The 23,021-nt window shown below is 69.6% G+C and carries 23 protein-coding genes and 2 pseudogenes; 8 read left to right on the top strand and 17 right to left on the bottom strand.

The window, feature by feature from the left end; translation table 11 throughout:
• Positions 1 to 7 precede the first annotated feature (7 nt).
• Both ACZ4RZ_RS19810 and ACZ4RZ_RS19805 read left to right on the top strand, forming a co-directional pair.
• Positions 8 to 1,891: a SpoIIE family protein phosphatase gene (locus ACZ4RZ_RS19810; RefSeq protein ID WP_467746179.1), complete on the top strand. Its 1,884-nt coding sequence runs from the start codon at positions 8 to 10 to the stop codon at positions 1,889 to 1,891.
• A gap of 230 nt (positions 1,892 to 2,121) precedes the next feature.
• The gene (locus tag ACZ4RZ_RS19805; RefSeq protein WP_467746177.1) at positions 2,122 to 3,012 is read left to right on the top strand and encodes an NAD(P)-dependent oxidoreductase; all 891 of its coding nucleotides are present in this window, start codon (positions 2,122 to 2,124) and stop codon (positions 3,010 to 3,012) included.
• A gap of 242 nt (positions 3,013 to 3,254) precedes the next feature.
• Here ACZ4RZ_RS19805 and ACZ4RZ_RS19800 read toward each other — a convergent pair.
• From ACZ4RZ_RS19800 to ACZ4RZ_RS19780, 5 genes and pseudogenes are all read right to left on the bottom strand, one after another.
• Positions 3,255 to 4,060: pseudogene (locus ACZ4RZ_RS19800) on the bottom strand (pectate lyase).
• A gap of 31 nt (positions 4,061 to 4,091) precedes the next feature.
• Positions 4,092 to 5,072 (bottom strand): pectate lyase family protein, encoded by a 981-nt coding sequence (locus tag ACZ4RZ_RS19795; RefSeq protein WP_467746175.1) that lies wholly within the window; start codon positions 5,070 to 5,072, stop codon positions 4,092 to 4,094.
• 367 nt (positions 5,073 to 5,439) lie between these two features.
• Entirely contained in the window at positions 5,440 to 5,964 is a 525-nt protein-coding gene (locus ACZ4RZ_RS19790; RefSeq protein WP_467746174.1) for a hypothetical protein, read from the bottom strand.
• A gap of 263 nt (positions 5,965 to 6,227) precedes the next feature.
• Positions 6,228 to 6,863 (bottom strand): annotated as a pseudogene (locus ACZ4RZ_RS19785) (phosphotransferase).
• Positions 6,864 to 6,987: 124 nt separating this feature from the next.
• The gene (locus tag ACZ4RZ_RS19780; RefSeq protein ID WP_467746173.1) at positions 6,988 to 7,863 is read right to left on the bottom strand and encodes an oxidoreductase; all 876 of its coding nucleotides are present in this window, start codon (positions 7,861 to 7,863) and stop codon (positions 6,988 to 6,990) included.
• Positions 7,864 to 8,167: 304 nt separating this feature from the next.
• On the opposite strand from ACZ4RZ_RS19780, the gene ACZ4RZ_RS19775 reads away from it, so the two are divergent.
• On the top strand, positions 8,168 to 8,626 hold the full coding sequence (locus ACZ4RZ_RS19775; protein WP_467746171.1) for a hypothetical protein: 459 nt from the start codon (positions 8,168 to 8,170) through the stop codon (positions 8,624 to 8,626).
• Between the two features lie 239 nt (positions 8,627 to 8,865).
• Here the strand turns inward: ACZ4RZ_RS19775 and ACZ4RZ_RS19770 are convergent, their stop codons facing one another.
• Both ACZ4RZ_RS19770 and ACZ4RZ_RS19765 read right to left on the bottom strand, forming a co-directional pair.
• Positions 8,866 to 9,252, bottom strand: coding sequence for a PPOX class F420-dependent oxidoreductase (locus ACZ4RZ_RS19770; protein WP_467746169.1), 387 nt, complete (start codon positions 9,250 to 9,252; stop codon positions 8,866 to 8,868).
• A 52-nt stretch (positions 9,253 to 9,304) separates the two neighbouring features.
• Positions 9,305 to 9,940, bottom strand: a complete 636-nt coding sequence (locus ACZ4RZ_RS19765; protein ID WP_467746167.1) for an HAD family acid phosphatase — start codon at positions 9,938 to 9,940, stop codon at positions 9,305 to 9,307.
• 254 nt (positions 9,941 to 10,194) lie between these two features.
• Here ACZ4RZ_RS19765 and ACZ4RZ_RS19760 point away from each other — a divergent pair, with 254 nt between their 5' ends.
• Positions 10,195 to 11,541 carry an NAD(P)/FAD-dependent oxidoreductase gene (locus tag ACZ4RZ_RS19760; RefSeq protein WP_467746165.1) on the top strand — a complete coding sequence of 449 codons (1,347 nt, stop codon included), beginning with the start codon at positions 10,195 to 10,197 and terminating at the stop codon, positions 11,539 to 11,541.
• 11 nt (positions 11,542 to 11,552) lie between these two features.
• Here the strand turns inward: ACZ4RZ_RS19760 and ACZ4RZ_RS19755 are convergent, their stop codons facing one another.
• Positions 11,553 to 12,311 (bottom strand): type 1 glutamine amidotransferase domain-containing protein, encoded by a 759-nt coding sequence (locus ACZ4RZ_RS19755; RefSeq protein ID WP_467746164.1) that lies wholly within the window; start codon positions 12,309 to 12,311, stop codon positions 11,553 to 11,555.
• Positions 12,312 to 12,450: 139 nt separating this feature from the next.
• On the opposite strand from ACZ4RZ_RS19755, the gene ACZ4RZ_RS19750 reads away from it, so the two are divergent.
• Positions 12,451 to 13,836 (top strand): S1 family peptidase, encoded by a 1,386-nt coding sequence (locus tag ACZ4RZ_RS19750; protein WP_467746163.1) that lies wholly within the window; start codon positions 12,451 to 12,453, stop codon positions 13,834 to 13,836.
• 91 nt (positions 13,837 to 13,927) lie between these two features.
• On the opposite strand, the gene ACZ4RZ_RS19745 is transcribed toward ACZ4RZ_RS19750, so the two are convergent.
• The 4 genes from ACZ4RZ_RS19745 to ACZ4RZ_RS19730 all read right to left on the bottom strand — a co-directional run bounded on the left by ACZ4RZ_RS19745 (position 13,928) and on the right by ACZ4RZ_RS19730 (position 15,655).
• A complete protein-coding gene (locus tag ACZ4RZ_RS19745; protein ID WP_467746162.1) occupies positions 13,928 to 14,116 on the bottom strand; it encodes a hypothetical protein in 189 nt (62 codons plus the stop codon).
• Positions 14,117 to 14,187: 71 nt separating this feature from the next.
• Positions 14,188 to 14,322, bottom strand: coding sequence for a hypothetical protein (locus ACZ4RZ_RS19740; protein WP_467746161.1), 135 nt, complete (start codon positions 14,320 to 14,322; stop codon positions 14,188 to 14,190).
• A 71-nt stretch (positions 14,323 to 14,393) separates the two neighbouring features.
• Positions 14,394 to 15,089 (bottom strand): L,D-transpeptidase family protein, encoded by a 696-nt coding sequence (locus ACZ4RZ_RS19735; protein WP_467746160.1) that lies wholly within the window; start codon positions 15,087 to 15,089, stop codon positions 14,394 to 14,396.
• A 146-nt stretch (positions 15,090 to 15,235) separates the two neighbouring features.
• Positions 15,236 to 15,655 (bottom strand): hypothetical protein, encoded by a 420-nt coding sequence (locus ACZ4RZ_RS19730; protein ID WP_467746158.1) that lies wholly within the window; start codon positions 15,653 to 15,655, stop codon positions 15,236 to 15,238.
• A gap of 64 nt (positions 15,656 to 15,719) precedes the next feature.
• Between ACZ4RZ_RS19730 and ACZ4RZ_RS19725 the strand changes: the two genes are divergently transcribed.
• Positions 15,720 to 16,904, top strand: coding sequence for a TIGR03118 family protein (locus ACZ4RZ_RS19725; protein ID WP_467746156.1), 1,185 nt, complete (start codon positions 15,720 to 15,722; stop codon positions 16,902 to 16,904).
• Between the two features lie 34 nt (positions 16,905 to 16,938).
• Here ACZ4RZ_RS19725 and ACZ4RZ_RS19720 read toward each other — a convergent pair whose 3' ends face one another.
• Positions 16,939 to 17,205, bottom strand: a complete 267-nt coding sequence (locus tag ACZ4RZ_RS19720) for a GntR family transcriptional regulator (RefSeq protein WP_467746155.1) — start codon at positions 17,203 to 17,205, stop codon at positions 16,939 to 16,941.
• 53 nt (positions 17,206 to 17,258) lie between these two features.
• Between ACZ4RZ_RS19720 and ACZ4RZ_RS19715 the strand changes: the two genes are divergently transcribed.
• A complete protein-coding gene (locus ACZ4RZ_RS19715) occupies positions 17,259 to 18,662 on the top strand; it encodes a pyridoxal phosphate-dependent decarboxylase family protein (RefSeq protein WP_467746154.1) in 1,404 nt (467 codons plus the stop codon).
• Here the strand turns inward: ACZ4RZ_RS19715 and ACZ4RZ_RS19710 are convergent.
• The gene (locus ACZ4RZ_RS19710; RefSeq protein ID WP_467746153.1) at positions 18,659 to 19,456 is read right to left on the bottom strand and encodes an SDR family NAD(P)-dependent oxidoreductase; all 798 of its coding nucleotides are present in this window, start codon (positions 19,454 to 19,456) and stop codon (positions 18,659 to 18,661) included. The two genes, ACZ4RZ_RS19715 and ACZ4RZ_RS19710, sit on opposite strands and share 4 nt — an antisense overlap.
• Positions 19,457 to 19,506: 50 nt before the next feature.
• On the opposite strand from ACZ4RZ_RS19710, the gene ACZ4RZ_RS19705 reads away from it, so the two are divergent.
• On the top strand, positions 19,507 to 20,043 hold the full coding sequence (locus ACZ4RZ_RS19705; RefSeq protein ID WP_467746151.1) for a hypothetical protein: 537 nt from the start codon (positions 19,507 to 19,509) through the stop codon (positions 20,041 to 20,043).
• A gap of 2 nt (positions 20,044 to 20,045) precedes the next feature.
• On the opposite strand, the gene ACZ4RZ_RS19700 is transcribed toward ACZ4RZ_RS19705, so the two are convergent.
• From ACZ4RZ_RS19700 to ACZ4RZ_RS19690, 3 genes are all read right to left on the bottom strand, one after another.
• Positions 20,046 to 20,972, bottom strand: a complete 927-nt coding sequence (locus ACZ4RZ_RS19700; protein WP_467746150.1) for an SDR family oxidoreductase — start codon at positions 20,970 to 20,972, stop codon at positions 20,046 to 20,048.
• 125 nt (positions 20,973 to 21,097) lie between these two features.
• On the bottom strand, positions 21,098 to 21,727 hold the full coding sequence (locus ACZ4RZ_RS19695; RefSeq protein WP_467746148.1) for an MBL fold metallo-hydrolase: 630 nt from the start codon (positions 21,725 to 21,727) through the stop codon (positions 21,098 to 21,100).
• Positions 21,727 to 22,812 (bottom strand): S-(hydroxymethyl)mycothiol dehydrogenase, encoded by a 1,086-nt coding sequence (locus tag ACZ4RZ_RS19690; protein WP_467746146.1) that lies wholly within the window; start codon positions 22,810 to 22,812, stop codon positions 21,727 to 21,729. The genes ACZ4RZ_RS19695 and ACZ4RZ_RS19690 overlap by 1 nt, the downstream gene beginning before the upstream one ends.
• Between the last annotated feature and the right edge of the window lie 209 nt (positions 22,813 to 23,021).

Genomic DNA, 23,021 nt, shown 5'->3' with positions numbered 1-23,021 from the left:
GAAAGGCGTGACGGAGCACCACAACCCCCACGAAGGCCCCAGCGAGGGCGCTCAACGGGCCGACGGCCCGCTGAGCGGGCTGGGGGCTGTCACACCCGTCACGCCGACGGACTCGCGGGTCACCCGCACCCCCCAGCCTTCCCCTCCGCCCAGCCGCCGCGCGCTGCAGGACGCGGCGAGAGGCAGCACCGGGCCGCAGACCGACCGGCTTCGGTATCTCGACGTGGCGACTCGGCGGATCGCCCGCGGGATGGACCTGGACGAGACACTCCGGGAATTGCGCCGGTCAGCCGTTCCCGCGTTCGCGGACGCGATCATCATCCATCTGCACGATCCATTGCCCGTCGGGGACCAGAAGTCGACCCCACCCGTCGTTCTGCAACTGCACAGCATCGACAACGCAGAGGAGACACCGCGCGCCGATCGGTCTCGGACGCCTCTGCTGAAGAGACTTCCTCCGCGTTCGGATGTGGCCGAGCGCGTGCATCCGGCCCGCAACGGCCGACTCAGGAAGCTGCTGCTCGCCGGGCGTCCGGCGTTCGGCGACACACCGGGGGTCGCGCCCGCAGTGGCCGAGTTGCTCGGGCCCGTGGCGAGTGTGCCGGGGACACTGCCGCCCGGGCGCAGGCTGATCATCGCCCCGCTGCACGGCCGTCACCACGTCATGGGCACCGTCGTCCTCCTGCGTCGGCCCGACCGGCTCGCCTTCACCGGTGACGACCTGCTCGTCGCCTCACAGCTCGCGACGCACACCGCCATCGGCGTCCAAAAGGCGGTGATGTACGGGCACGAGGCCTCCGTGGCGGACACGTTGCAGCACACCATGCTCCCGTCGTCACTGCCCGAGCCCACCGGCGTCCGGTTGGCCAGCCGTTACCTGCCCGCCTCGAAGACCGCCCAGGTCGGTGGCGACTGGTACGACGCGATCCCCCTGTCCGGCAACCGCATCGCGCTGGTCGTCGGCGACGTCATGGGGCATTCCATGACGTCCGCCGCGATCATGGGCCAGTTGCGCACCACGGTGCAGACCCTCGCCGGACTCGACCTGCCTCCGGACGAGGTCCTGCACCACCTCGACGAGCAGGCCCAGCGCCTGGGCAGCGACCACATCGCAACGTGTCTGTACGCGATCTACGACCCGATATCGCACCGGCTGCTCATGGCGAGCGCCGGCCACCCGCCCGCGGTCCTTCTGCACGCGGAGGGCCACGCGGAGGTACTGCGCGTCCCTCCCGGCGCTCCGATCGGCGTCGGGGGCGTCGTCTTCGATTCCGTCGAGATGGCCGCGCCCAGCGGAGCGACGCTTCTGCTCTACACCGACGGGCTCGTCGAGTCCCGCGACACGGACGTGGGAACAGGCGTCGAGGCCCTGCGCGCCCATCTCCAGGCCACCCTGCACGGACGCGTCGCTCCCTCACTCGAACTGCTCTGCGACCAGGTGTTGGGCACCATGGCCCCGGGCGACCGAGACGACGACGTCGCGCTGCTCACGGCGCGGTTCGAGGGCTTCCCCCCGGACAGCGTCGGATACTGGTTCCTGGACCCCCACCCGCTCACCGCGGGGCGGGCACGCCGCCTGACCCGCAGGGCACTGCGGCGCTGGGGCCTGGAATCGTTGCTCGACTCCACGGAACTCATGGTCAGCGAGGTCGTGACGAACGCCGTACGGTTCGCCTCACGGCCCATCTCGTTGCGACTGCTCCGCACCGACGTGCTCCGCTGCGAGGTGACCGACGACTCGCCCCAGGTGCCCCGGATGCGGCGGGCCACACCGGGCGACGAAGGCGGTCGCGGCCTGTTCCTGGTCGATCAACTCGCGCAGCGCTGGGGGGCGACGAGGCTGAGCACGGGCAAGGTGGTCTGGTTCGAGCAGCAGATCCCCAGGGAGTAGCCCTGCCCTCGCATCGGCGGGCCGATGGCAGGCGTCGGGCTCCCCCATTGGCTTTTCTACGGCCGACAGACCCATGGTCGCGGGCGTCGCCAAATGGCGGTCCCGAGCGCGAACGGCAACGATGCAGCCAGGAGCACCGCGGACAGTACACGGCGAAGATCCTTTCCATGATGCCTGGCGCCGCCCGGTGGCCCCTGGCCGATGGCAGAGCACCGCAGGAAGTTGACACCATGACCGACGAACGCACCGTGTGTGTCCTGGGCACCGGGATCATGGGGGCCGCGATGGCCCGCAATCTCGCCAGGGCCGGGCACACCGTCCGGGCCTGGAACCGGACCCGCGCCAAGGCCGAACCCCTGGCCGCCGACGGCGCCCACATCGCCGACTCCCCCGCCGAGGCGGTCCAGGGCGCCGACGTCGTCCTGACCATGCTCTACGACGGTCCCGCCGCCCTGGATGTCATGAACCAGGCCTCCGATGCCCTGCGCCCGGGCACGGCCTGGGTGCAGTCCACCACCGCGGGCATCGACAGCATCGGCGAACTGGCCGCCTTCGCCCGCGAGCACGATCTGGTCTTCTTCGACGCCCCGGTCCTCGGCACCCGTCGGCCCGCCGAGGCCGGGCAGCTGCTCGTCCTGGCGGCCGGCCCGAGCGAGCACCGACCTGCCGTGACCCCGGTCCTCGACACCGTCGGCGCCCGTACGGTGTGGACCGGCGAGGACGGCGCGGCGGGCAGCGCGACCAGGCTGAAGCTGGTGGCCAACAGCTGGGTCATCGCGTCCACCAATGCCGGCGGCGAGGTCCTTGCCCTGGCTCACGCGCTCGGCGTGGACCCGCAGAGCTTCTTCGACGCGATCGCGGGCGGTCCGCTCGACATGCCGTATCTGCGTGCCAAGGCGGAGCTCGTGCTGAACCAGCAGCTGTCGCCGGCCCAGTTCGCGGTGGCCACGGCAGCCAAGGACGCTCGCCTGATCGTCGAGGCCGGCGAGCGGCACGGTGTGCGCCTCGACCTGGCCGTCGCCAGCGCGGAGCGGCTGGAGCGCGCCGCCGCCCAGGGCCACGCCGACGAGGACATGGCCGCCAACTACTTCGCCAGCTTCGACGAGAAGCCGTCCGCCTGAGAATCGAGGTACACCCTGGCCGACAGGCCGGCGGCGCTCGGAAAGGAACCCACCCGCGCCCAAATCGACGAAGTACTGCTCAGGGCCCGGGAGTTGATGGCTCGCCACCGCCGCCTGCTCACGGACGAGGACTTGGCAGCGCCGACGAGTGAGGCAAGGTGAGGTGCCCGCATCCGAAACCGGCATGCGGCTGAACGAACCGGCGTGCGGGGCCGATTCGTTCAGCCGCCGGGGAAGAACCGTCAGCTGTAAGTGATGTCGGAGGATGCGTACTTGCAGTAGGTGCCGTCGGGGCCGGTGCCGTTCTTGGCCGGCTCCGCACCTGTGTTGTTGCCGATGTACTTCTGACAGGGGATGATCTTCTTGCTGGTGTCCCCGACGATCTTGATGGCCTTCAGCGTCGCGCTGTCGCCGTAGTTGGTGTTGATGCCGACGATCCGGCTTCCCTTGTAGGTCGACTCGATCGTGTTGAGGTTGATCGTCCGCTTGTACTGCGTCTTGCAGTTGCCGCACGACCGGACGAAGGTGCCGAAGTTCTGCACCGCGAAGTTCGAGACGTTCAGCGTTCCGGCGCCGTTGAACTGGAACACCTTGTCGCTGGCTTCCTTCGCGCCACCGCCGGAGACGGTGTACACGTTGGACGACGAGGAGCCCAGGAACGTCGCCGCATCCTCACCGACGTCCTCCCACCAGACGTTCTGCAGCGTGCAGTTGCCCAGACAGTGAATGCCGTCCGCGGCGGGAGAGCCGATGATGACGTTCTTCAGAACGGTGCCCGCCGCCAGTTCCAGGATCGGCCCCTGGTCCTCGTCCTGGCTGTCGCTGCCCAGGTCACCGGTTCCGTAGAGGCGCTTCATCCCGTAGTCCTTGGTGCCGGAGACCGAGATGGTGGCGGAGACCGCCTGGCTGCCGTTCGCGGTGGGCCAGGTGGCGGCACTCGCCGGAGACAGGGCGCCATCTGCCATGATCATGACAGCCGACAGCCGAGTGCGGCCAGTGTGCCGGTAAGTGCGCGCCGTCGGGCGCGCGGACGTACTGGTGAAGTCATGTCCCAATGCCTTCTTCCAGGTGGGGAGTGGTCAGAGCTTCCCGGCGCCCGCGCCGGACGTCACCGAGGCGACGACCGTCGAGGCCGGCTCGGCGGTGTAGCTGTAGGGCGGGGTGGTGAAGGTGCCGACCTGCGAGATCTCGGTGGCGGCCCCGCCCAGATCGTTGCCGCGCAGGTTGGCGTAGCCCTCCACGTCGCTGTCCCGGTTCGTGGTGACGGCGACCTTCGTGGAACGGAAGACGTTGTTCTCGACGAGCATCTGGGCACCCATGCGCGAGTGGACGGCCGTCTCGGCCCCGACGACGTAGTTGTCGTAGAAGTGGCCGGTGCCGAAGCGCAGGCTGGGGATGCGCGAGTAGACGTTGCTGAAGTAGTTGTGGTGGTACGTCACCCGCAGATGCCCCGTGTCCTCGCTCGCGTTGTTGTCGCTGTGCCCGACGAGCGAGCCCTTGTAGTGGTCCTTGAAGGTGTTCCAGGACACGGTGACGTAGTCGGAGCCGTGATTGATGTCGAGCAGACCGTCGTAGTAGTCCTTGTCGTGGTCGCGGTCCGCCGAGAACGAGTTGTGGTCGATCCACACCTTCGTCGACGCCTGGACGGTGATGCCGTCGGCCGGCGCGACCGGCTTGCTGATGTTCAGATTGCGGACGACGACATTGGTCACCTTCTTCAGGCGCAGTCCGCCGCCGGTCAATCCGGACGACGAACCGACGCCCATGACGGTGGTGTTGGAGCCGATGTCGACCTGACCGCCCAGCGAGATCAGGCCGTTGACCTTGACCACCTTGGCCGCGTCACCCGTGACGGCCGTCTTGAAGGCGTCGAGCGTGCTGACGGTGACCGCGGTCGCGCTGCCGCCGCCGGTGGTCCCGGCGCCGAAGCCGACCGGGGAGGACTCGGCGGCTCCCGCGGCCTGCGGCAGGACGAGCGCGGCGGTGACGGCCAGGACGGCTGTCGCTGCCGCTGTCAGGGCCAGTCGGCGAGTGTGCCTTCGTGGGGGGCGAGTACACATGCGGGTGTGTCCCTTCGGGAGCGTCCGTGGGTCACGTACTCGAACTCTGGGCTGCATACTGAACGATGTGCGGCGCGCGACAACACTCGTACACGGATTCACGGGACCTGGTACGGCTACTTGCCCAGGTGGTGCGGCTCGGAGATCTGGTGTCTCGTATACGAGATGTCACACGCGAGTCACGCTGTTGAACGGGAAACGTAGGGGGTAAGCGCTTTCTAGTCAACGCTTCGCACAGCACTCATCCGGCCAACTCCCTTACCGGGCACGGTCGATGAACGCAAAGGGGCCGGGCCCGACCCACGGAGTGGATCGGGCCCGGCTGGGCGCCCGGGTCAGTTGCCCACGTCGCGCCACGTGCGGAGGGTCAGCTGAGACCGAGGCTGGAGAGAGCGGTCGTCCAGTCGGTGATGATCGCGTCCTGAGCGTCGGTGAGCGTGACGGTGCCGGCGCAGACGGCCTTCTTGAGCTTGTTCTCGACCGTGTCCTTGTTGGCGGCGGTCTTCGTGCCGTACTCGGGCTCGGGCCAGAGGTTGAGCTCACTCTTGGGGGAACCGCCGAGTTCGAGCGGAACGAAGTGGTCTTCCTCGTAGTCGGAGGTGGAGGTGTCGGCGTAGCCGTATTCGACGATCTGCTTCTTCTTCAGGGCCGTGGTGTACGAGCTCGAGGGCCGCACGGTCGCGGTCCAACCGGAGACGCAGATCGTGGAGTCGATGGTGTCCTGGGTGACGTCCGGGTTGAGGTCACCGGGCTGGCAGCTGGGGTCGGGCAGGGGAAGGTAGTCCTGGCTGCAGGTGGCGGCGTGCGCCGTACCGGTGGTGATGGTGAGCCCGGCGGCAGCGAGGGCCAGCGCGGACAGACTGGTGACGAGGGGACGGGATATGCGGGACATCGTGGGGGTCTCCCGATGTGGTGCCCGGCAGAATTCCGAGCGGTCGTGCGCATGACAGCAGTGGGGCCTTCTATGCGGGTAGACCCTTTGACCGGACCGGGAGACGCTTGACGGAAGATTTATCCATGCCCTGGCTACCGCATGTGAAGTAATGGCCTGGGCTTGGTTGTTGAGGAGCGGATGACCTTCACGCGAGGGTGACTCCGCAGCGGGCGGGGACCGTCATGTCGTCCTCAACTCCCGCCCTCCATACCGGAGAACCGTCAGCCGACCGCCAAGAGACGATCAAGCGCCGTCCAACCTGCGGCTGCCCACGTCGGCCGGCCGCCTGGGAGACCCGTTCCCAGGCCTGACCGATACCGACGAGCGAAACGGCGCGAAGGACAGCCCACCCTCGCGCGCGCCGGATCATCGCCTCGTGCGCATTCGCGGACGCGTCCGCGTCCGCGTCTGCCTATGTGTCGAAGAACCGTGAAGCCGCACCCGCGGGAAGGAGCAGCCACGCGGCCGCGAGATCAGTCGCCGGGTCACCGGCGCAGAGTTCACCGAAGTGATGGAGTGCCCCGAGGAACTCCGCCAGACCGTCGGCTGCGTGGTGGGCGCGGGTGATCGAGGCACATCGCCCGGTTCGCCGTGACCCATGTCGCAATGGTCCAGGGCCTCGGGAAGTGGGCGGACGGTTCGCCGATCCGCACGGGGGTCGGCACCGGGAGCGGAAGGCGCGGGGCCAGGACCGGTAGCCAACGGTGCTCCTTGCGCAGAAGAGCCGGGGCGCGTGCCGTGCGCGGCAGGCGCACGGCCAACTCATCCCCGAGCCGCCATAGTTCGTTGTCCCAGCCGGCAACCACCTGACGAAGACCCAGTCCCGCGAGATCAGGATGCTGCTCCTGGAGCGGCATCGCACCAATCCCTCATCGATCTCGACGTCCCCCACGGCTCATCGCGCCCCCTCATGGCACACCGCGGTCACCAACTCGCACGCCACAGCGGGCACTACGGCACTCCTGGCTCCACCAACCGGCTCTACCGACTCTTCTCCCCGACGGTGTCGAGCTCCGCGACCGCCTCCGCGGGCAGCACCAGATCCGCCGCCGCCGTGTTCTCGCGCAAGTGGGCGACGGAGGATGTGCCGGGGATCAGGACGATGCTGGTGGAGCGCTGGAGCAGCCAGGCGAGGGCGACCTGCTGCGGGGAGGCGCCCAGGCGGGCGGCGACATCGTTGAGTGTGTCGGACTGGAGCGGGCTGAAGCCGCCGAGGGGGAAGAACGGGGCGAAGGCGATGTTCTCGGCCGCGCAGCGGTCCACGAGCGCGTCGTCCTGGCGGTTGGCGAGGTTGTAGAGGTTCTGCACGGTGACGACGGGGGCGATCGTCTGCGCCTCGGTGAGCTGGGCGTCGGAGGCGCCGCTGAGGCCGAGGTGGCGGATCAGGCCTCGCTCCCGCAGATCGGCCAGGACTCCGTACTGCTCGGCGATCGACTCGTCGGTCGCACCCTCGAAGGAGGCGAGGCGCAGGTTGACGACGTCCAGGGTCTCCAGGCCGAGGTGCTGGAAATTCTCGTGGACCTGCGCCTTGAGGTCTCCCGTCTCCAGCGACGGGATCCAGCTGCCGTCGCCGCCGCGCCGGGCGCCGACCTTGGTGACGATGCGGAGGTCCGAGGGATAGGGGTGCAGGGCTTGCCTGATCAGTTCGTTGACGACGACGGGGCCGTAGAAGTCACTGGTGTCGATGTGCGTGATGCCGAGGTCGACCGCCGCGCGCAGCACCGCCAGGGCCTCGTCGCGGTCCTTCGGAGGTCCGAAGACGCCGGGTCCGGCCAGTTGCATGGCGCCGTAGCCCATACGGCTGAGGGTGAGGTCGTCCGCGAGCGTGAGGGTGCCGCCGGGGGTTGTGGTGGTCATGTCGCGCCTTCCGTGTTCTGGCCGCCGCCCGCCGGATCCCGTGGATACGCAAGCTCGGCCTGACGTGACTCCCAGCCTCCCTCGCCCGGCGCGGACACGGCAGTGCCCGCTGTTCCTGGGACTGGCAGGGACAGTCACCAGCTCGGCGGACAGCCGCGCCCTCGTGGATGCCCGCCCTCGGCGCGTTCCGTTTGTGAGCGTTGGTCCGTTTGCCGGATGAGGCACCCCTGGGGCATTAGCGTGCACCTGTCAGTGTCACGTGTGTTCACCATGTGCACGAGGGGGGAAAAGTCCCATGGGGAAGATGCGCGCGCCCAGAGTGCTGGGCCGCCTGGCCCTCGCGTTACTCGCGGGAGCCGTTCTCGTGCTGGCCGGACCGGGCTCCGCCCAGGCCACGACCAGCGTCGAGATCCCGGCGCCCACCGAGGGAGGCATCTCGGCGACCGTGAAGTTCTTCGGTGCCGTGGTGCCCCAGCCCTACGATCCCGACCCGAACGCCGCCTTCGGCGACCGCAAGTGCCAGCTCATCTACCACGATTTCGACCCGACACCCGGCTGCGGCGGTTTCAAGCTGGGCGTCACCCTGCACAACGTACGCAACCAGCCCGGCTATCTGGCCGGACTCAGCAGTACCGGTGGCTATTTCAGGGCGTACGCGGACACCGCGCGCACCTTCGGCTGCCTGCGGTCCGACGGCACCTTCGACCACAGCACGAGTTTCGTCGTACGCACCGAGCAGACTCCGCTCTCAGGGGTGTACTAAGAGCCGGACAGCAACTGGCTCCTCGGCCAGTTCGCGCGCTACCCCGACCGGGACTTCGGTCCACCCTTCTTCCTCAACTACCCTGCCGTACAGGTAAATTGCCCCGACGGCATGACCTCGACCCAGTACGGCCTCAAGGTCACCAACGTCAACATCAGCATCGATGACGCGAACGTCTTCGGTACGACGACCTGGAGCGCTCCGGGGCCGTTCTACGCCTAGGGGCGGTGCGCGGCACGTCAGGGGGCCAAGGTGATGCGGATCCCCACCGTGCCGCGCTCGCCGCGTCGCAGGCGACTGCCGAAGAGGGTGAGACGGCCGATGAGACCGTACTTCCGGGCGATGAGCTGCCGGTAGCGGGCGGTCGCGGCCGCGTCGACGATCTCGGCCGTGGCGGGGATCTGGTCGCCGGTCGGCCTGCCCCGCATGTCGCAGGGGCCGACCAGGACGTCCGACCGGTTGCGGATCCGCTTCACCTTCCAGGTGTCCGCGGCGGTCCAGGCGGCGAGCGCCGCGCCGTCGCGCACCACCCACACCGGAGTCGCGACTCCCGTACCGTTCTTGCGGTAGCTGGTGATCAGCAGGTATTTGCCCGAACCGAGCGTGTCCAGCGAGGCCTCGTCCATGGCGAAAGTCTAGGCGGCCGGGTCCGGAGCCCCAGGCACCCGGCCGCCCGGTTCAGGACAACTGGCCGTCGTAGTCGGGCAGCTTGAAGGTGCGCTCGGCGTGGCCTCCGACGAGGTCGGAGGTGTTGTTGCCGACGTTGGCGATGATCGTGTAGCCCAGGGATTCGATCTGCGCGCGCTTGCTGGTCTTGTAGGTGCTGACCTCGTCGAAGAGGTCCGGCAGATCACGCACGTAGAGGCCCGAGACCGGATAGCCGACGGTCTTCAGGTTCCACTTGGTCTCGCTGGCGATGATGCCCGGGCGTGCGGTGACGAAGAAGATGTCGACGCCCCGGGAGTGCGCGTAGCGGGCGAGCTCCAGGGATGCCTTGACCGCCGGAGTGGGGAGCTCGTACCAGGGGTGGAAGTCCGTCTCCAGCGTGGTGTTGTCGATGTCGAAGACGAGGGCGAGCTTCTGCCCGTCGGCGTGCGCGGTGCGCTGTTCGACGTAGGGCAGCGCCTGGTCGATAACGGCCCGGACATCACGCTGCCAGGTGGCGTAGTCGACGTCCTGTGCCGCCGCCGTGCTCGCCACCGCCTGGACCGGGGCCGCGGCGGCGGACCCGGCCGCGGTCACCGTCCCCCCGATGCCCAGCGCCACGACCGCCGAGACCGCGCCTATCCTGCGCCCCACACCGCGTCCTGTCATGCCCGTCCCCTTCTCACGTCGGAGCGGCGAGCGTGCCTCGACACTCGCCGCTCCAGACATGATCACGCCCAGTGATGTACGGATGGGGAAGGAGAAGTTACTACTCGGTAGAGAATCCCGCGGCGGCGATCCCGCGCCTCCTTTGTGGGGTGGCAGGCGCGGGCTTTGTGGGGTGGCAGGCGCGGGCGTCCCGTGTGAGCCTGGGCTCGCGGTCGGCGGGCCGCGGTGTCGGCTCAAGGAGAGAGGCTGCTCGGATGGACGCACCGAACATCGTCATAGTCGGCGCCGGTTTCGCCGGGGTCGAGGCAGCGCGGGGGCTGGAGCGGACGCTCGCTCCCACCGACGCCCGGATCACTATGGTCAGTCCGACCGACTACCAGCTCTATCTGCCGCTGCTGCCGCACGTCGCAGCCGGTGTCGTCACCCCGCAGTCCGTCGCGCCCTCGCTGCGCCGGATTCTGCGCCGCACCGTCCTGGTGCCCGGTGGGGTGATCGGCGTGGATCCGCGAGCCAAGGTCTGCGTGGTCCGCAAGATCACCGGGGAACTCGTCGATCTGTCGTACGACTACTTGCTCCTCACCCCGGGCAGCGTGACCCGCACCTTCGACATCCCCGGTCTGCTGGACGAGGCGCGCGGTATGAAGACGCTCGCCCAGGCCGTGTATCTGCGCGACCACGTGATCGCCCAACTCGACCTGGCGGCCGCCACGTTGGACGAGGACGAGCGAGCGGCGCGGCTGCAGTTCGTGGTGGTCGGGGGCGGTTACGCGGGAACCGAGACCGCGGCATGTCTGCAGCGTCTGACCACCGCGGCGGCGAAGCGCTACCACCCACGGCTCGACCCCGGCCTCATCAAGTGGCATCTGATCGACGTCGCCCCCAAGTTGCTGCCCGAGCTCGGCGACAAGCTCGGGGCGAGCGCGCTGCGCATGCTGAGCGAGCGCGGGGTGCAGATCTCCCTCAAGACGACCGTCGCCTCCGTCACCGAGGACAAGGTCACCCTCACCGACGGCCGGGTGCTGCCCTCACGGACGCTGGTGTGGACGGCCGGTGTCGCCGCGAGCCCGCTCGTCGACTCGCTGGGCGCGGAGACCGTGCGCGGCCGGATCGTCGCCGAACCCGACTTCAAGGTGCCGGGCCTGGACGGGGTGTTCGCGCTGGGTGACGCGGCCGCCGTGCCCGACCTGGCCAAGGGCGACGGCTCGTACTGTGTGCCGACCGCCCAGCACGCCGCCCGACAGGGCCGGCACGCGGCGAAGACCCTGGCGGCGCTGCTGAGCGGGCAGCCCACGACGCCGTACAAGCACAAGGACCTCGGTCTCGTCGTCGACCTCGGCGGCCGCGACGCGGTGTCCAAGCCCCTGGGCATCGGCCTCAAGGGCGTGCCCGCCCAGGTCGTGGCCCGCGGATACCACCTGTACGCGCTGCGTACCGGCGTGGCCCGGTTCCGTACAAGCGCCAACTGGTTCCTCAACGCGGTCGCGGGTGACGACTTCGTCCGCACCGGCTTTCTCGCCGACCGGAAGGGCACCCTGCGCGACTTCGAGCACACCGATGTCTATTTGACTCCGGAGGAAGTGGCCGCCCGCACGCGCGCCTGACGCTCGCGCCCCTAGCGCTCGGCGGCGCTCCGCAGCAGGGCGAGATAGCGGCGGCCGAAGAGGTAGGCGTCTCCCGGCCAGCGGGCCGAGAGGTAGTGGCCGTCCTGGACGACGAAGGCATGCGTGTCGTCGGTGGCGGTGCCGCGCTGTGTGAGGGTGCGCGGGCCTCGTTCGAACTGCGTGTCCGGGTCGGCGAGGGCCGCCCTGACCTCGTCCTCCACGTAGGCGGAATAGGTGCGGTAGTAGCGGCCGAGGCGCCAGGCGGTGGTGAAGTAGGCGGTGCGTTCCATGTACTTGGGCAGGCAGGTGGTACGCCGGCCGGCCAGGACGCTGTGGCCCGTCGCGGTGTCGCGGGCGCGGGCGAGGACGAGGACGCCGTGGCAGATCGCGCCGACGGGCCGCTCCAGCGCCCAGAAGCGTGCGATCCGCTGCTGCAACGCCGATGAGCCGAGGTACTGCCGCATGCCGGGCGCGTGTCCGCCGGGCAGGAGCAGCCCGTCGAACTCCGCCACGTCGACGTCCGACCAGGAGACGGTGGCGTGGAACTCGGGCGCCTCGGTGAGCTCCTGGTAGAACCGCCGGGGTTCCGCCTCGGCGCCGAGCTGCCCGAAGAGCACACCCGTCAGCAGCCTCGGGTCCGCTTGCGGCCGCGTGCCGGCCCGCTCGGTCGCGAAGACGACCTCGTGCCCCGCCTCCGTCAAAATCCGCCAGGGCACGGCTACTTCGGTGACATCGAAATCGCGGTCCGGGACCGGAATCAGCACGCGCATGCGCCCATCATGGCAGGGCGGTCGGTCAAGTTACCCGGCGGTGAACGCGCGGGCGCGGGCGCACGTATGAGGGGAAGGGCTCTCGACCGGGGCCCTCGGCGGTGGTGACGCCGCGCCGTTCGGCTTCGGGAGCCCATGGATGAGGCACGCACGACGACGGATCGTCCGACGAGGGGCGCGACTCGCGGCCGTCGGCGGACTGCTCTGCGGAGGGCTGATGGTGACGCACGCGATGGCGAGTGAACCGTCCGACACGTCGCGTGCCAGCGGAAGTTCGGCCAAGGCCGCGGCCGACACGGGCGCCGAACTGGTCTCACGCCTCGGCACCTCGCGCACCGCCGGCAGCTGGATCGCCTCCGACGGGCGTCCGGTCGTCGCCGTGACCGACACGGCCGCGGCCGCCGAGGTGAAGGAGGCCGGTGCCCGCGCCAAGGTCGTGCGGCACAGCATGCGGGACCTCAAGTCGGCGACGGCGAGTCTGAGTTCGGCACCCCGGGTGGCCGGCACCGCCTGGGCCGTGGACTACACGAAGAACGAGGTGGTGGTGCAGGCCGACAGCACGGTCTCCGCCTCCGACTGGTCACGCATGACGCAGCTGGCCGACGGCATCGGCGACTCCGTGCGCATGCAGCGCACCCAGGGCGCTTTCGCCACCCGGCTGAACGGCGCGCAGCCCATCTTCTCGACGGGTGGGCGCTGTTCGGCGGGCTTCAATGTGACCAACGGCCGGAGCGAGTTCATCCTCACGGCCGGGCACTGCGGGCCCCCCGGGTCCGTCTGGTTCGCCGACAACCAGGGTTCGCAGCAGGTGGGCCGGACCATCACCACGGCGTTCCCCGGCAGCGACTTCTCCCTGGTGCAGTACGACAACGGTCGGCAGACCACTCCGGGGACGAATGTCGTGGCCATCGGCGGCGGAAACGGCGTACGGATCACGGGTGCCGCCGATCCGACCGTCGGTCAGCGGGTCTTCCGCAGCGGCAGCACCAGCGGGCTGCGCGACGGGAAGGTGACCGCGCTCAACGCGACGGTCAACTACCCGGAGGGCACGGTCACCGGGCTCATCGAGACCACGGTGTGCGCCGAACCCGGCGACAGCGGTGGCCCGCTGTTCTCCGAGGGCATCGCGCTCGGTGTGACCTCGGGAGGCAACGGGGACTGCACCTCCGGCGGTACGACGTTCTTCCAGCCGGTCACCAAGGCACTGACGGCACTGGGTGTGCAGCTCGCGGGACAGCCGCAGGCCTCCGCCAGTTCCCCGGCTCAGGCCTCCCCCGCGCCGTCGGTGTCGGCCTCGCAGGGCGCCGCGGTCGCGCCGGGCTCCGCCGCACCGGGCGCTGTCGAGCCGGTGGGGGCGACCGGAAACGCCGAGACGCTCGTCTCCCGGCTCACGAACCCGAGGAACGTCGGCCCGGGACTGCTGGTCGTCGCGGGGAGTCTGATCGCACTGGTGGCGACGCGCTATATCCGTACGGAACAGGACCGCAAGGCCTATCGACGGCAGTATGCGCAGAGTTGGGGCTAGGGCCTGGATTTCGGATCACGCCGATTGCGGGCTACACGACAGGCCCTGGGAAGACGCGGTTCTCGATGGAGTTGGAGCGGAGGCCGGGCGGTCACGCCGCCTGCGTGGGCGACTGCGGAGAGGCTTCCGCCCACTCCAGGACGAGCCGCTGGTACTCCCGCCGCTCCTCCATGCTCAGCGTCCCGCCGGCCCGGAACCAAAGGGCCCGGATCTCCTCGTTGACCTCCGCCGCGGAGCGCTCGGAGTCGGCTTCAGGAGTGGTGGACATGGTGTGAAGCATACGGGCCTTGACGTGAAGACGATGTGAGTAAAGGTACAGCGGACGACAATACGGACCGTGAAGCTCATCACCTACACGACCGGGGCCCCGAGCACCAGTACGTGGATCGCCAACACCGCGGCCCCGCGCGCCCGGTCGTGGAAGTCCGGCACATTCGAGGGCAGCCACCACTTCCGGGTGCACGACTTCGTGAAGGCGGTCGACACCCGGACACTGCCCTCGGCGAACGTGACGCTCCGGGGCGTAACGTTTCGGCCCGTTGGAGAGCCGCGCCCCGTCAGGTGCCCGGCTTGCGGCCGTACACGAACACGTCGTCGCCGGTCTTCAGCAGCGACCAGTACATCTTCGCGGTGGCCGTGGTCATGTTGACGCAGCCGTGCGAGCCGGGCGGGTTCCACATGCTGACGCCGACCGAGTGGAAGGCCTGGCCGCCGTCGAAGAACTGGCTGTAGGGCATCGGCACGTTGTAGATGGTCGAGACGTGGTCGATGTCCCGCCAGTAGATCTTCTTCAGGCCGGTGCGGGTCTCGTATCCGTCACGCCCGGTGCGGACCGGCACCGGCCCGTAGACGAGGGTGCTGCCGTCCTGGATCCAGCTGAGCTGGAGCGTCAGGTTGACGCAGGCGATGCGGCCCTTGTTGACCGGGCAGTTGCCGTCCTTGTTGGGGTTGTTGCCGACGGCCTTCTGCTTGTTCATCAGGTCCATCACGCCCCAGGTGACGGGTCCCGCGTACCCGATGTTCGGGGTGATGCCGTGCTTGGTCTGGAAGGCCTGGATCGCCTTGCAGTCGGCGCTGGACTGCCGCCCGTCGACCGGCCGGCCGAGGAACTTTTCCACCTGCTTCTGATACGGGCCGGTCTGTGTCGTGCAGCTCGCGGCCTGCGCGGGCGTCGTGCCCAGCGCGAGGGTCAGCGGTGCGACCAGTCCGGTGATCCCGAGCGCGACGGCTCCTCGTCTGCGTATGTCCCCCATGGCGGGCCTTTCCTTTCCTGCTGCTCGCGTTTCCTGCCTGGTAGACCCGCGTCGGGGGGTGTGCGTTGTAGGGGAAATCGGGCTGCGACCAAACGGTGACTTTTCTCGTAACCTTGCGACACTTTTGGACGCCTTTGATCTGGGGCCTAGAGGAATCGGTCCTGCCCGGCACGATCGAGGTATACGAGAACAACGTCAGCCTCTGTCTGGAATGGTGTGACGAGGCTGACGTCCGTCCAGTCCTGGACAAGCCGACCGCCAGCGCCCACCTCGCCGTCCTTCTGGAGGAGCGGAACTACGCGACGGCCACCGCCGCTCTGCGGCGGCAGGCCCTTCTCCTTGGCGAGGGTGGCCACGGCGAGACGACGGCAGCGGCGCGGCAGGAAGGCGACCGGCGGGTCGGCGAACATCCGGTCGATGCCGGAGTGCACGTCCACATGGCAGTTCGGGCAGATGTCGACGGTGGGGGTGTCGATCGGCTGGCCCGCGTGGCTCGGTGTGCGGCCAGTTGGGCGCAGCCCGATCGGCGGGGCGGTGCGCCGGACGTTGTGTGTCGGCTGGCGCATACGATTTGCATCATATCTGATGACCTCGACCGGTTTGTCCCACACTGGTGGAGGAGTTACGTACATGGCACAGCAGGTATCGGTCCGTCGATCCCGCCCCTTCAGTAAACGGCTGCTGGCAGCCGCGCTGACCCTGGGCACCGTCGGCACCCTCGCCGCCGCGGCGCCGCCCGGGCCGGGGGAGGCCGCCCCGCGCAAGACGGACCACGGCTTCCTGGAGAGGGACCTCGTCTCCGACCTCGCGGGCAGAGCGGAGGTGCAGGACACGAACCTGGTCAACCCCTGGGGCCTGGCGCTCGCGAAGACCGGAGAGGTCTGGGTCTCGGACAACGGCTCCGACAAGGCCACGATCTACACCGGAGCCGTGGACGGGCAGCCGGTCAGCATCGTGCCCCTGGTGGTGAACTTCCCGGAGGGCGGCGCCCCGACCGGGGTGGTACGCAACGACACCGACGACTTCCAGATCGGGCCCTCAGGCTCCACGGCTGCCGCCAAGTTCCTCTTCGCGGGGGAGCACGGCGACCTCTTCGCATGGAACCCGGACATCACCGGGACGGGCGTCGACACGGTCGCGCACGAGGACGCCATCTTCAAGGGCCTGGCGCTGGTACGCGGCAAGGACGGCAAGGAGAACGGGAAGGACGGCAAGGACGAGAAGTGCGACGAGTCGCGGATCCTCGTCGCGAACTTCAGTGACGCGCGCATCGACGTCTTCGACAAGGACTTCAACCCCGTACCGCCGACCGACAGCCGGTTCGAGGACCCGAACCTCCCCGACGGCTACGCACCGTTCGATGTCAAGACGATCGGTTCCAAGGTCTTCGTGACCTACGCCCTCCAGGACGCCGACAAGGAAGACGACGTCCCGGGACCCGGGCACGGCTTCATCGACGTGTACAGCACGGAAGGGAAGCTGCTGCAGCGCTTCGCGAGCGGCACCGACCCGAAGAACGGGCATGTGCTCAACTCCCCCTGGGGCCTCGAAGTCGCCCCCAAGGGCTTCGGAAAGTTCGCCGGTGACCTGCTCGTCGGCAACTTCGGCGACGGCCGCATCAACGTCTTCGACAAGAAGACCGGCAAGCTCAAGGGAACCCTGAAGGACCGCAACGGCGACCCGATCGAGATCGAGGGCCTCTGGGGCCTGCAGAGCGGCACGAAGCAGTCCGGCGGCAAGGACTCCGTCTGGTTCGCCGCGGGCATCGAGGACGAGGCGCACGGCCTGCTCGGAACCCTGCGGGCCGAGGGCTGACCGCGCACTCTGCGCCGGCCCGGCGGGTGTCCGACTACACCAGCCGGGCCAGCACCTGCCCCGGCCACCGGTCGTCCCCGACCGTATGCGTCTCCGTCGCCGTGAACCCGGTGAGGGCCGTGACGACGGTGGCGCGGCTGAGGTCGAGGGTGCGGGCGAGTTCCCGCTCGGAGGGCAGCGGGGTTCCGGCGGGGAGACGGCCGTCGACCACCGCCTCGCGTACGGCGGCGGACAGCGACCGCGCGAGCGGGCCCTCTTTCGTGCGCCAGGTGCCGAGCGCGGCGGCGAATCCCCTCTGCATTGGTCCACTTTCCCTCCATTGGACCAGGACGTGCGTCCGCCTACGCTGCCGCCATGCACCCCACTCTCGCCGACGACTTCCACCGGCTACCCGAACTCCTGCAGTCCGCCCGCGATGTCGCCGCGCGCGAGGTGAGCGGTCTCCACGACCGTCCCGTCGCCGGCCTCGACAAGGCGCCCGCCCCGGAGCCCCTTCCTGTCGAGGGAGCAGGCGCCGACGGTGCGCTGGCGCGGTTCGCCGAGCGCTGGTCGCCGGGTTTCTCCGGTTCGGCGGGCCCGCGCTATCTCGGCTTCGTCACCGGCGGCGCGACGCCCGCCTCGCTCACCGGGGACTGGCTGACCAGCGCGTACGACCAGAACGTGTCCGGTAGCGGTGGCTCGTTGGCGAGCGCCCTGGAGCGCGAGACGCTGGGCTGGCTGCGCGAGCTGTTCGGGCTGAGTGAGGCGCACAGCGGTGCGTTCGTGAGCGGGGCGACCGTCTCCAACACGGTGGGCCTGGCCGTCGCACGGGAGTGGCTCGGCGAGCGCCGGGGCGTGTCGGTCTCGCGGGAGGGGGCCGGCGCGCTGGGTCCGGTCGACGTTCTGTCCGGCAGCCCGCACTCCAGCGTCGCCAAGGCACTGTCCGTGCTCGGGATCGGGCGGGACCGGCTGCGTCCGGTGCCGGTGCTGTCGGAGGACCGCGAGGCCGTCGACGTCGAGCGGCTCGCCGCCGCCCTCGACGCGCTCGACGGACGCCCGGCCGTGGTCGTGGCGAACGCCGGGACCGTGAACACGGTCGACTTCGACGATCTGCGGGCCATCGCCGCGCTCAAGGAACGGTACGACTTCTGGTTGCACGTGGACGCCGCGTTCGGCGGCTTCGCCGCGCTGTCACCGTCGTACGCGCATCTCGTCGAGGGTCTGGACGCGGCCGACTCCGTCTGTGTCGACCTGCACAAGTGGCTGAACGTCCCCTACGACGCGGCCGTGCAGTTCACCCGCCGCCAGGACCTCCAGGTCCGGGTCTTCCACAACGCGTCGCCGTATCTGGGACTGGCCGGTGCCGATCCCGACTTCCTGCACCTCACTCCGGAGAACTCCCGTCGGCTGCGGGCGCTCCCGGCCTGGTTCTCCCTCACGGCGTACGGGCGCGAGGGGCATCGAGAGATCGTCGAGCGGAACGTGGCGCTCGCCGGGCGGCTGGGCGAGCGGATCTCCAAGGAGGTTCCTCGGCTGCGGCTCCTCGCGCCGGTCCGGCTCAATGTCGTCTGCTTCACCCTCGCCGACGAGCCCAGCGAGGAGCGGGCGCACGCGCTGGCCCACGCGGTCGCCGCCTCGGGCGAGGCCTTCGTGACGCCGACGTTCTACGCCGGGACGCACGCGCTGCGGGCGGCGTTCAGCAACTGGCGTACGTCCGAGGCGGATACGGACCGGGTGTTCGAGGCCCTCAGGCGCCACTGCGCGGACCTCCGCCCCTAAGCACCGCCATGTTGCTTGATCGTCTGCCGGAATCCCGTGTTGACTGCCAGCAGGCCCCCGTCCACGCACAATGTCGTTCCGGTGATCCACGCTGCGTCACGCGAGGCGAGGAAGGCGACGGCGGCCGCGATGTCCTCCGGCTCGCCGACTCGCCCCAGCGGATAGACGTCCGAGACCAGGGCGAGATCGGCCTCGCGGCCTTCCCAGGCCGTGGTGCGGACCGTGCCGGGTGCCACCAGGTTGACGCGCACGCCACGCGCCGCGGCGTGGCCGGCCAGCGTGCGGGTCAGCGACATGAGCCCCGCCTTGGCCGCACTGTAGGCGTGGTTGCCGAAGTCCTGGATGCCGTTGACGGAGCCGATGCTCACGATGGCGCCGCGGCCCGAGGCCACCAGGTGCGGAAGCGCGGCGCGGGCGCAGCGGTAGGCACCGGTCAGGGTGATGTCGAGGTCGCGGGCCCACACCTCGTCCGGCTCGTCCTCGAAGAGCGGGGCGTCGGGCGTGCACCGGCACGCGTTGTTGACCAGGACGTCGAGCGAGCCGAAGGCGTCCACGGCGTAGGCGATCGCCGTCTCGATCTGTGCCCGATCCCCCACGTCGCACCCGAACGGCTCCGCCCGCGCGCCGAGTTCACGGATCGAAGCCGCTGTCTTCTCCGCCTCCGCCAGGTCCACGTCGGTGACGAGGACCTGGGCACCTTCCTCGGCCAGCCGACGCGCGGTGGCCGCGCCGATGCCGCGGGCCGCGCCCGTGATCAGAACTCCGTATCCCTCGAAACGCCTCATCGCAGTCATGGCACGGAAGGTACTGCCGTGATCGTCCCGGGGACAGATACCGTGCGCCCATGTCCGCGTTCATACAACAACTCCCGGCGCTGATCGGCGTGGTCATCGGTGCCCTCGGTTCGTACCTGGCGATCGTGCGGGGCGATCAGGCCCGGTTCCGCAGGGAGCGGGCGGCCCGCTGGGAGGAACGGCGGCTCGCGGTGTACGCCGACTACGCGCGGTCGCTGAAGAAGAGCGTCACTCTGACCTACCGGGTGGCGTCACACCTGGGCAACGACCCGCACCCGCACCCCTTGTCCCCGGAGGAGGCCGCGCCGCTGCTGGCCGAGGCCACCGTCGCACGGGATCCGTCCGGGGAGGCGCTGATCCTCCTGGGCAGTCCGGAGGTGGTGGAGCGGGCGCGGGCGTGGGTGGTCATGGTGATGGAGATGGAGCAGTTCCTGCGCGAGGGGACGCGTGACCCGCAGGCGTGGCAGGCCCTGTTGGAGCGGCAGCGGGCCGGGCGCGAGGGCTACTACGCAGCCGTGCGGGACGATCTGGCGCTGCCCCCGGGCCACTCTGCGCGCTGGCCACTGCCGCCGGTGCATCACACCTGAGCTCACCGGTACCCCGTCGTGTCCGCCGGCTTGCCCGCGTCCTGGATCTCGACGAGGTAGCGCCAGGCGTCCGGGCGGCTGCCGTCACGGTCGGTGAAGCCGTACACCTGCGCGAGCTGCCCGCTGGACAGCGACTCCCCGTTCCAGCGGGCGACGTCCGGGTCGGCGGCCAGGGCGGCGACGGCACGGCCGACGTAGTACGGCGTCTCGGAGATGCCGAAGTGCGGGTTGCGCTCCAGGGCGTCGCGCCAGTTCTCCTCGGTGACGCCATAGTTGTCGAGCATCATCTCCGAGCGCAGCCAGCCGGGTGTGAGCGCCACGGCGGTGGCTCCGCGCGGGCCGAGCTCGTGCCCCAGGGCGAACGCCATGCGCAGGACCGACGACTTGGCGAGGTCGTAGAAGAAGGAGACTCGGTAGGTTTCCCGGTTGTACGCGGCGGTGCCGTCGGTCATCTCGACGACCAGGCCGCCCGGATGACGCAGCAGCAGGGGAAGCGCGTGGTGGTTGGTGATCGCGTGGGTCTCGACGGCGAGTCGCAGCAGCCTGAGGCCGTTGTCGAGGTCGTGCTCCCAGACCGGGGTGTTCCACTCGAAGAGCTTTTCGCCGCCCCAGATGTCGTTGACCAGGACGTCGAGGCGGCCCTGTTCGTCCGCGATGCGGGTGACCAGGGCCTCGACCTCCGCCGTGACGAGGTGGTCGGTGGGGACCGCGATGCCCCGGCCGCCCGCCGCTGTGACGAGGTCCGCGGTGTCCTCTACGGTCTCCGGGCGGTCGTACTCCGAGCGCCGCTCGCGTGTGCTGCGCCCGGTCACATACACGGTGGCGCCGGCCGCGCCGAGTTCCACGGCGATCCCGCGTCCCGCTCCGCGGGTCGCCCCCGCGACCAGTGCGACCTTGCCCCGCAGCGTGCCCTCCAGCGGCCCTGACATGTCCGACCTCCGTGCTCGTGGCACCGACGTGCCTTCCCGTCGGTGGTCTTCCGAGCGTCTCCCGGAAGTCGGACATCTCCTGTCAGGTTTCTACAGTCCGTTCCCTCGTGTCCGGCGCGTCGGCGTCAGTGGCCGCGCGCGATCCACTCCTCCAGGTGCGGCGCCTCGGCCCCGATCGTGGTCGTCTCCCCATGTCCCGTACGGACGACCGTGTCGGCCGGAAGGCCCAGCAGGCGCTCGCGGATCGACTCGACGATCGTCGGGAAGTGGGAGTAGGAACGGCCGGTGGCTCCCGGTCCGCCCTTGAAGAGCGTGTCGCCCGTGAAGACGGTGCCCAGACCGGGGTCGTACAGGCAGACCGCGCCCGGGGCGTGGCCCGGGGTGTGCAGGACGGTCAGGTCGGCGCCGGCCGCCTCGATCACCTGACCGTCCTGCAGCCAGGCGTCCGGGAGGCGGTCGGGGTGGGTCATCTTCCACAGCGGCAGATCGTCGGGGTGCAGCCAGATCTTGGCACCGGTGCGCTCGGCGAGGGCCGGAGCGGCGTCGATGTGATCGTTGTGAGCATGTGTGCACACGATGGCCAGCAGCCGCCGGTCGCCCACCGCATCGGCGATGGCGTCGGCGTCGTGGGCGGCGTCGATGACGACGGCTTCGTGGTCGTCGGCGACGATCCAGACGTTGTTGTCGACCTCCCAGGTGCCGCCGTCGAGCGAGAACGTGCCCGAGGTGACGAGGTGTTCGATGCGCGCGGTCATCACAGCACCACCACCGAGCGCAGCACGTCGCCGTGGTGCATCCGCTCGAAGGCCGGCTCGATCTCGTCCAGGGCGATCGTCTCGCTCACGAACGCGTCCAGGTCGAGGCGTCCCTGGAGATGCAGGTCGATCAGCATCGGGAAGTCGCGGGAGGGCAGGCAGTCGCCGTACCAGGACGACTTGAGGGCGCCGCCGCGTCCGAAGACGTCGATCAGCGGCAGTTCGAGCTTCATGTCCGGCGTGGGTACGCCGACGAGCACGACCGTGCCCGCCAGGTCACGGGCGTAGAAGGCCTGCTTGTACGTCTCCGGGCGGCCCACGGCCTCGATCACGACGTCCGCGCCGAAGCCGCCGGTGAGCTCGCGGATGGCCTCGACGGGGTCGGTCTCGCGGGAGTTGACGGTGTGCGTGGCGCCGATCTTCTCGGCGGTGGTGAGCTTCCGGTCGTCGATGTCCACGGCGATGATCTTCGCCGCGCCGGCGAGACGGGACCCGGCGATCGCCGCGTCGCCGACGCCTCCGCAGCCGATGACGGCGACCGTGTCGCCCCGGCCGACGTTCCCGGTGTTGATGGCGGCCCCGATCCCGGCCATCACTCCGCAGCCGAGCAGCCCGGCCACCGCAGGGGAGACGGCCGGGTCGACCTTGGTGCACTGTCCAGCGGCGACCAGCGTCTTCTCGGCGAAGGCGCCGATGCCGAGGGCCGGTGACAGCTCGGTGCCGTCCGTGAGGGTCATCTTCTGCCGCGCGTTGTGTGTGTTGAAGCAGTACCAGGGCCGCCCGCGCAGACAGGCCCGACACTGCCCGCACACCGCACGCCAGTTGAGGATGACGAAGTCGCCGGGTGCGACGTCCGTGACACCGTCGCCGACCGACTCCACGATGCCGGCCGCCTCGTGGCCGAGCAGGAACGGGAAGTCGTCGTTGATGCCGCCCTGTTTGTAGTGCAGGTCGGTGTGGCACACCCCGCACGTCTGGATCTTCACCACGGCCTCTCCCGGCCCCGGATCCGGCACGACGATGGTCTCGATGCGCACCGGCTCGTTCTTGCCCGGTGCGATCACGCCCCGTACTTCCTGCGCCATGTGATGGGCCCTTCCGTAGATCGGCGTTCCGTCAACCGACCCTACGGTGTGACCGACCGGAAGAAGGTCAGGTGACGTTCGGCGGTCTCGCTGCGGGTGTGCCGGGCGGCCGTGCCGAAGGCCTCGCCGACGTTCTCGGTCCGCACGGGGTTCTCGGTCCGCCCCGGCGCCGACGTAGCCTGAATGCCCTGCACCGAACTCCCGCAAGG

The sequence above is a fragment of the Streptomyces sp. NPDC027189 genome, from assembly GCF_055566975.1.
Note: the sequence above shows the minus strand (reverse complement) of the source record. Positions and strands in the feature narration are given on the sequence as shown.